The organism is Pseudomonas sp. FSL W5-0203, from assembly GCF_001896155.1.
GTDB lineage: Bacteria > Pseudomonadota > Gammaproteobacteria > Pseudomonadales > Pseudomonadaceae > Aquipseudomonas > Aquipseudomonas paracarnis.
Map to the genome: position 1 here is coordinate 1 of NZ_MPOR01000076.1, position 7625 is coordinate 7625.

Here is a 7625-nt window from a genome sequence, read left to right on the forward strand (position 1 = left end):
CAGATTTTGTGGGTAGTACATGACCCATGTGGGAGCTGGCTTGCCTGCGAAAGCGGTGGTTCAGTCGAAGATTCAGTGACTGGCACTCCGCCTTCGCGGGCAAGCCCGCTCCCACAGGGGATCTGTGCCAGGCAGGTTTTGTGGGTAGTACATGACCAATGTGGGAGCTGGCTTGCCTGCGAAAGCGGTGGTTCAGTCGAAGAATCAGTAACTGGCACTCCGCTTTCGCGGGCAAGCCCGCTCCCACAGGGGATTTGTGTCAGGCGCTGATTCTGTGGGCAATACAGGGCCAATGTGGGAGCTGGCTTGCCTGCGAAAGCGGTGGTTCAGTCAAAGATTCAGTGACTGACACACCGCCTTCGCGAGCAAGCCCGCTCCCACAGGGGATTTGTGCCAGGCGCATAACCGATGTGGGAGTTGTCGAGCCCCGGCGAGGCTGCGAAGGCGGCGGTACTGTTGGCAGTTGTGTTGCCTGAACTGTCGCCATCGCGGCCTCGCTAAAGCTCGAGCGCTCCCACAGGGGAATTGTCATTGTTAGTCAGGCAAAGCAGGGAAGTCATTTAAATGCCAAGCAGTCATTCACGCCTTACCTACCGCCAACCACGGGCCGCAGACGTTCAGCGATTGTTCGCGATCTTCGGTGATCCACAGACCAACTTGTTCAATCCTGCCGGCCCGCTGCCCAACCTAAATGCGGCACAACGGCTATTGGATCACTGGCTGGAGCAATGGACCTCCCAGGGCTACGGCTGGTGGGCGATTGCCTGCAAAGAGAGCCCCGAGCACATCATCGGGTTTGGCGGCATTGCGCCACTTAACTACCTGACGCAGCAGCGCATCAACCTTGGCTATCGCCTGGCCGTCGAGGCCTGGGGGCAGGGGTATGCCACTGAACTGGGGCGGGATGCCCTGGCGCTGGCGTTTGACACGCTATCTCTACCGGAAGTCTTCGGGTTAGTGCGACCCGATCATGCTGCGTCGATCCGCGTATTGGAGAAGCTCGGCATGCAACGTTTTGGCCTGCTGGATGATGTACCCGGCCAAGCGCCCAGCCTGGTGCTCAGGGTTTGTCATCCTACAACTGCACAAGCCTGACATTTTCCTATTCCGCGTAAATCCTCGATAAGCGGCAATCTTTGCGATTGACACTGCGTGGGCGTCTCGTTATAAAACTCGTAGTTGTACGACGACATATGACGTTACATATGTCCTACCTAACAAAAATAAAAAGTGATGCCATGAATCTGAACGAGCCCATCAGTGCCCTTCGTGTCGGCCAGGCGGTCGGCAGCTATCGCTGGACGATCTGCGCGATGTTGTTTTTCGCGACCACGGTCAATTACCTCGACCGCCAGGTGCTCAGCCTGTTGGCACCGCAACTGTCGACGCAGTTTGGCTGGAGCAACACCGACTACGCCAACATCGCGGCGGTGTTCCAGTTTGTCTACGCCATTTCCATGCTGTTTGCCGGGCGCTTCGTCGACAGGATCGGCACCAAGGCCGCCTATGTGGTAGCCATTGGTATCTGGTCCACCGGCGCGATCATGCATGCGTTTGCGGTGCCGATGGGCGAGGGTATCGCAGCCGTCAGTGGTGCCATTGGCCTGGCGGTGATCCCGGTGTCCATTGCCGGTTTCATGCTCTCACGGGCTGTGTTGGCGATTGGCGAAGCGGGTAACTTCCCGATCGCGATCAAGGCCACTGCCGAATACTTCCCCAAGAAAGAACGCTCCCTGGCCACCGGTATCTTCAATTCCGGCGCCAACGTCGGCGCGATCCTGGCGCCGATCTGTGTCCCTCTGATTGCCGGCCTGTGGGGTTGGGAGGCGGCGTTTATGGTCATCGGCATGCTGGGTTTTGTCTGGGTAGCCGTGTGGGCCGCCGTTTACGAAAAACCGGAACAGCAAAAACGCCTGTCACCTGAGGAACTGGCCTACATCCGCAGCGACCAGACCGTACAACCGTTTACCCCGGCACCGACGGGCACCGCAGGAAAGAAAGTCTCCTGGTTCAAACTGTTGACCTACCGCCAGACCTGGGCGTTTGCCTTCGGCAAGTTCATGACTGACGGCGTGTGGTGGTTTTTCCTGTTCTGGCTGCCGACCTACCTGTCTGCCCAATACGGCATGAAAGGCGCCGATATCGTGATGCCGCTGGCGGTGCTGTACAGCATGACCATGGTCGGCAGTATTGGCGGCGGCTGGTTCCCCAGCTACTTCATGGCGCGCGGCGATGCCCCCTATGACGGGCGCATGAAAGCGATGCTGGTGATTGCGCTGTTCCCGCTCGTGGTGTTGCTGGCGCAGCCGTTGGGTTACCTCAGCTTCTGGGTGCCGGTGCTGCTGATCGGTGTGGGCGCTTCGGCACACCAGGCGTGGTCATGCAACATTTTTACCACCGTGTCCGACATGTTCCCGCAGAAAACCGTGGCCTCGGTGGTCGGCATTGGCGGCATGGCCGGTGGCCTGGGCGGCGTGCTCATGACCAAGATCGGCGGCTGGGTGTTCGACTATTACAAGTCCATCAACGACATCCATACCGGCTACATGATCATGTTTGCCATCTGCGCCCTGGCTTATCTGGTGGCCTGGAGCGTGATGAAGACGCTGGTGCCGCGCCACAAGGAAATCACTGATCTGTGACGCTAGCTAGAAAGGTCATCAAGGCAGCGACGATGACCTCGGGCGCGTCCTCTTGCACCAGATGCCCCGCACGCGGGACGCGCAGGTAGCGTGCACCTAATCTACCTGCGAGCGCGTCGCCCTGTGCCACGTTGATCCATTGGTCTTCTTCGCCCCAGAGCAGTTGCGCCGGGCAACGCAGCTCGGCGAGCCGCTCTTCAATCTGGTCGGTATAGCGCTGGTCCATCTGTGCAATCTGGCGATAGAAGGCGGGCTGGCCTACCTCGCCTGTCCAGGGCGTGACATAGGCGTGCAGCACCTCGGCAGGCAGCGGCGTGAAGGCGGCGCCCTGTAGATAGGCACGCACAATCGCCTCATGGATATAGGCCGGCGCGTCGCTGAAGGCCTGTTCATGGCGGCGCACATGCTGCACCAGCGGCGAACCCCAGGGCGCCATGGCGACGGGGTCGATCAAGGTCAGGCTGGCATAGTCGCAGCCATCAAGCAGATGCGTGCGCAGGGCCGTGGCGCCGCCAAAATCATGGGCGAGCACATGGGGGCGTTCCAGGCCCCAATGGTGTAGCAGGGCGTCGAGCAACAGGTTTTGCACGCCCAGAGACACGTCCTGGCCCGGCGCCTGTTCAGACTGGCCATAGCCAAGCAGGTCGTAATAGAACACGCGGTACTGCTGGGTAAACAAGGGCGCGATACGCCGCCACACATGGGAAGAGAACGGCGTGCCATGCACCATCACCAGCGCCGGCCCCTGGGTACCCAGCTGGCCCCAGCGCACAGTTTGATTGCGAAAGTCAAAGGTGTGGGGCAGTGCCAGTGCGTCGTTTGAATGGGTCATGGTTGAATCTCCCCGAAGGTCTGATGGGTTGTGGCGGGTTTTGCCTGCGCCAGGAGGGTACGAACCGCCATGACCACACCGACGAGCACGGCAGCCAGGCCCACGGCTTCCATTGGCGTCGGCCAGCGCCGGTGAAAGCCTAGACCGAGCAGGCTGGCGAAGAATGATTCCAGGGCAATCAATTGGCCACTCAGTACCATGGGCAGGCGCCGCGTTGCCGCGTTCCAGGCCCAGGCGCCGACCACCGTAGACATCACGGCGATGCCCAGGCTCCAGGCATACAGCGGCCATGCCTGGTTCCAGCCCGCGCCAAGGGTCGGCAACCGGAACAAGCCCAGCGTGTATAGCCACGGCAGCAGGCACAGCGCCGCGCCGCCTGCGCCTACCAGCATCAAGGCGGTCCACAGGTCGGTTGCGCGGGCAGGCAGGCGTGCCAGTTGCTGTTGATTGATGACGCTGAACCCCAGCCACACGGCCACTGCGCCCAGGGAGAAACACAACCCCGCCAGCCAGGAACCGGTGCCGGAGGCGGGCAGGTGGAGGCTGCTGACTGTCGCCAGCAACAGCCCCACAGTGAGGCAGGACAACGGCATCACCAACTGGCGCCATTGCAGGGTCTTGTGACTGGCGTTGCCTATCAACGCCAGTAGCACCGGGACCATGCCGACAAACGCTGGCGTCAGCACCGGGCCGCCGAACATCACACCGCCAGCAATGCACACGCCATAACCGAGGCAACCCAGTGCGCCCAGTGCTGCGGCGAGCAGGCACTGGCCGCAGCTGAGTGCACTCAATTGCGCCCTGCACACCATCATCCCGGCGATGCCCAGCCCACCGGCCATCAGGAACCGTACGGCCATCAAGTCGTAGAGGCTGTAGACGCCGGTGACGTAGGGCGCAATGAAGTTCAGCGCCCAGCCCAGGGTGGCGACAACGGCCAATATCACACCGGTAAAGAGTGAGGCGCGGGCGGTGGTCATCAGGCTGATCCATGAAGTGAGGGAGTCATGGTGCCCAGCGCGGCGGGTGTGCTACAAACGAGTTTTCAGCCTTGGATGCATAACCACAGATTATGAATGCACTTGGCAAAACCTTACCGCCGCTGGCCAGTTTGTTGCCGTTTGAAGCGGCGGCGCGCCTGGAGAGTTTCTCCAAGGCGGCCGATGAATTGCACCTCACCCAGGCAGCTGTCAGTCGGCAGATTCGCGGGCTGGAAGACAACCTGGGGGTCAAGCTGTTTTGTCGGCGCAACCGTGGGGTGTTCCTGACGCAAGAAGGGCGTGAGCTGGGGCGGGTGGTCAGCCAGGCCTTGCAGAGCATCAGTGAGGGCGCGGTCAGCCTGAGAACATCGCCCCAGCGCAATCGCGTGGTACTGCTATGCCAGCTATGCGAGGCGTTCTATTGGTTGATGCCGCGTCTGGCGACCTTCCACCAGCAATACCCGCAGATCGAGATCCAGGTGGTGACCTGTACGCGGCCGATCACCCAGTTCGACGGGCATTTCGATGTGGCCCTGCAAAGTACCCGGCGCGCCAGTGGCAGCCATACGCTGATGTTTACCGCCTCCGACGAGGTGTTCCCGGTGTGCAGCCCCGGCTACCTCTGCCCGGAACAACCGTTAGCGCTGACTGAATTACAGCCCTGCACATTTCTGCACCACAGCTCCGAGCCGCCGCACTTGATGGAATGGGATGAGTGGCTGCAGATGTTCGGCCACACGTTGGCCAGGGATGCGCGCAGTGCCACCTTCGACAGCTACCCGCTGATGTTGCAAGCCGCCGTGGAAGGGCACGGTATCGCCATGGGGTGGCGTCGTACCGCAAGCCGGCTGATAGAGAGTGGGGCGCTGGTGCGGCCCTGCGCAGAAAGCGTGTTTTTGCCCGAGGCTATTTCGGTCTACAGGCAGCAAGGGGCGGGCAGTCGGGAGGAGGTCACGGCGTTGTTGGCCTGGCTTGACGCACAATTGCAAAGTGACGGCTGACAGGGGCGTCGCTGCCCCTGTCATCTGCGGTTATTGGTTACGCGTGACGCGCCAAATCGTATTGGCCAGGTCGTCGGCAATGATCAGCGCGCCTTTGGGGTCCACCGTCACCCCCACTGGACGCCCACGGGTCTTGCCATCGTCGCCGCGAAAGCCGGTGGCAAAGTCGATGGGCTCGCCCGCCGGTTTGCCGTTGCTGAACGGCACGAAGATCACCTTGTAGCCCACTGGGTTGTCACGGTTCCAACTGCCGTGCTCGCCGACAAACGCGCCGTCAGCGAATTTTTCACCCATGGCGGGGATGGAAAAATCCACGCCCAACGCGGCCACATGGGAGCCCAGGCTGTAATCGGGTTTGATCGCCGCAGCCACCTTGGCCGGGTTTTGCGGTTGTGCGCGGGGGTCGACGTTCTGGCCCCAGTAGCTGTAGGGCCAGCCGTAGAAGGCACCTTCACGCACCGATGTCAGGTAGTCTGGCACCAGGTCGGGGCCGAGTTCATCGCGCTCGTTGACCACGGTCCACAGTTGCCCTGAGCCCGGTTGGATGGTCAGCGCCGTCGGATTGCGCAGGCCTGTAGCGTAGGGCTTATGCGCACCGGTGGCGGCATCGATCTGCCAGACCATTGCGCGGTCGATCTCCACTTCCATGCCGCGTTCGGTGATGTTGCTGTTGGAACCGATGCCCACATACAGCTGACGCCCGTCGTCACTCACGGCCAATGACTTGGTCCAGTGATGGTTGATCTGCGCCGGCAGGTCGGTGACTTTGACGGGCGGGGCGCTGGCCTTGGTCTGGCCGTCGGCGTAGTCAAAGCGCACCAGTGCGTCCTGGTTGGCCACATACAGTTTGCCGTCGGCGAATGCGAGCCCGTAGGGAGCGTTGAGGTTGTCGGCGAATACCGTCTTGAGTTCATAGGTGCCGTCACCGTCGGCGTCACGCAGCAGCGTAATGCGGTTGCCGCCCTTGACCTTGGTGTTGCCCTGGGCCTTGATCACACTGGCGATCACGTCCTTGGGCTTGAGCTTGGCCGCACTGCCGCCACGGCCTTCGGCCACCAGGATATCGCCGTTGGGCAGCACCAGGGTCTGGCGCGGGATCGCAAGGTCGGTGGCGATGGCGGTGACGCTGTAGCCTTCGGGTACCTTGGGCTTTTGATCGCCCCACGGCGTGGGCTCGGCAATCTTCATGCTCGGCAACAGGCTGCTTTGTTGTTCGGGCAGCTTGGGGTCAGGGCCGCGCGCCTGGGTCTTGTCACCTTCGCCGCCACAGGCACTCAGCAACAGGGCGGCGCTGAGCAGGGTCAGTGTGTTGAGTGGTTTCATCGGGCAGCTCCTGAGCGCAGGTTGGTCAAGCCGATCCAGGTGGCGACAAGCGCCAGCACGGTGACAATCGCCGACAGCACCAAGCCGGTGGGCATCATGGCGTAGGCGTCCTTGGCATGCTGGAAGGCATTGACCAAGCCAAGCACCCAAGTGCCCAGCAACAGCAGGAAGTACGCCACCGGGCGCCCGCCCTTGTGTTCGGCACGCACCAAGTTGACCAGCGCAAACAGCAGGGCAAAACCACAGAACACCAAGGCTCCTGCGATAAGCCAGGAGGCGAAATTGGCCCACTGAATCTGGTAGGTCTGGCCGTAGGCGATATCACTGAGCAAGGCCCCGAGAAACAACGGCACGGTGCCGGCAAGCAAAGTCCCGTGCAACGGCCCAGGCCTGACGACGGGGTAAGTGGAGAGGGTAGTCATGTTGGTGGCGGCTCCTTATCGTTCTGCACCCTGGGCTCAGGGCGCGCTGACTTCGCATAGGAAAGGAGCATGGCATTTGCAAGAAAGTTCACTGGGAGGGCGTGTCGAGGTGTGTTTCGATCCGGCGTTCCCCTGCATATGCATAGGTATCTACACAATTTTGGTGCGACGCTGAACCTGTGGCGAGGGAGCTTGCTCCCGTGACGGCCTGACAGCCGGCGTCGATCTAACTAACGCGCCGCGATTCAAATGTGGGAGCTGGCTTGCCTGCGAAGACGGCCTGACAGTCAACACAGTTGGACCGGGTACATATCCGTTATTTAGGTAACGGCCACCTAGGGTTCCGCCCTGACGGCGGCTCACTTTTGAAAAGCGCAAAAGTAAGCAAAACGCTCTTGCCCCACCACTCGGCACCTCGCTTGGGC

Annotated in this window: 7 protein-coding genes; 3 read left to right on the forward strand and 4 right to left on the reverse strand. The window is 61.3% G+C overall.

The window, feature by feature from the left end; genetic code table 11:
- The first annotated feature begins 564 nt into the window (after positions 1-564).
- Positions 565-1095: a GNAT family N-acetyltransferase gene (locus BOP96_RS28805; protein ID WP_014718643.1), complete on the forward strand. Its 531-nt coding sequence runs from the start codon at positions 565-567 to the stop codon at positions 1093-1095.
- Between the two features lie 143 nt (positions 1096-1238).
- Positions 1239-2642 carry an MFS transporter gene (locus tag BOP96_RS28810; RefSeq protein ID WP_019817168.1) on the forward strand — a complete coding sequence of 468 codons (1404 nt, stop codon included), beginning with the start codon at positions 1239-1241 and terminating at the stop codon, positions 2640-2642.
- On the opposite strand, the gene BOP96_RS28815 is transcribed toward BOP96_RS28810, so the two are convergent.
- Both BOP96_RS28815 and BOP96_RS28820 read right to left on the reverse strand, forming a co-directional pair.
- Positions 2629-3474, reverse strand: a complete 846-nt coding sequence (locus BOP96_RS28815) for an alpha/beta fold hydrolase (protein ID WP_073454693.1) — start codon at positions 3472-3474, stop codon at positions 2629-2631. The two genes, BOP96_RS28810 and BOP96_RS28815, sit on opposite strands and share 14 nt — an antisense overlap.
- Positions 3471-4454, reverse strand: coding sequence for a DMT family transporter (locus BOP96_RS28820; protein ID WP_073454694.1), 984 nt, complete (start codon positions 4452-4454; stop codon positions 3471-3473). Before BOP96_RS28820 ends, BOP96_RS28815 begins: the two co-directional genes overlap by 4 nt.
- Before the next feature lie 92 nt (positions 4455-4546).
- Between BOP96_RS28820 and BOP96_RS28825 the strand changes: the two genes are divergently transcribed.
- Entirely contained in the window at positions 4547-5455 is a 909-nt protein-coding gene (locus BOP96_RS28825) for a LysR substrate-binding domain-containing protein (RefSeq protein ID WP_073454695.1), read from the forward strand.
- 30 nt (positions 5456-5485) lie between these two features.
- On the opposite strand, the gene BOP96_RS28830 is transcribed toward BOP96_RS28825, so the two are convergent.
- Both BOP96_RS28830 and BOP96_RS28835 read right to left on the reverse strand, forming a co-directional pair.
- Entirely contained in the window at positions 5486-6778 is a 1293-nt protein-coding gene (locus BOP96_RS28830; protein WP_014718638.1) for a PQQ-dependent sugar dehydrogenase, read from the reverse strand.
- Positions 6775-7200 (reverse strand): DUF2231 domain-containing protein, encoded by a 426-nt coding sequence (locus BOP96_RS28835; protein ID WP_032902939.1) that lies wholly within the window; start codon positions 7198-7200, stop codon positions 6775-6777. Before BOP96_RS28835 ends, BOP96_RS28830 begins: the two co-directional genes overlap by 4 nt.
- Between the last annotated feature and the right edge of the window lie 425 nt (positions 7201-7625).

Coding starts and splice junctions, on each gene's coding strand:
- BOP96_RS28820 (WP_073454694.1), bottom strand. CDS start 4,454: ATGACCACCGCCCGCGCCTCACTCTTTACCGGTGTGATATTGGCCGTT.
- BOP96_RS28830 (WP_014718638.1), bottom strand. CDS start 6,778: ATGAAACCACTCAACACACTGACCCTGCTCAGCGCCGCCCTGTTGCTG.
- BOP96_RS28835 (WP_032902939.1), bottom strand. CDS start 7,200: ATGACTACCCTCTCCACTTACCCCGTCGTCAGGCCTGGGCCGTTGCAC.
- BOP96_RS28825 (WP_073454695.1), top strand. CDS start 4,547: ATGAATGCACTTGGCAAAACCTTACCGCCGCTGGCCAGTTTGTTGCCG.
- BOP96_RS28805 (WP_014718643.1), top strand. CDS start 565: ATGCCAAGCAGTCATTCACGCCTTACCTACCGCCAACCACGGGCCGCA.
- BOP96_RS28815 (WP_073454693.1), bottom strand. CDS start 3,474: ATGACCCATTCAAACGACGCACTGGCACTGCCCCACACCTTTGACTTT.
- BOP96_RS28810 (WP_019817168.1), top strand. CDS start 1,239: ATGAATCTGAACGAGCCCATCAGTGCCCTTCGTGTCGGCCAGGCGGTC.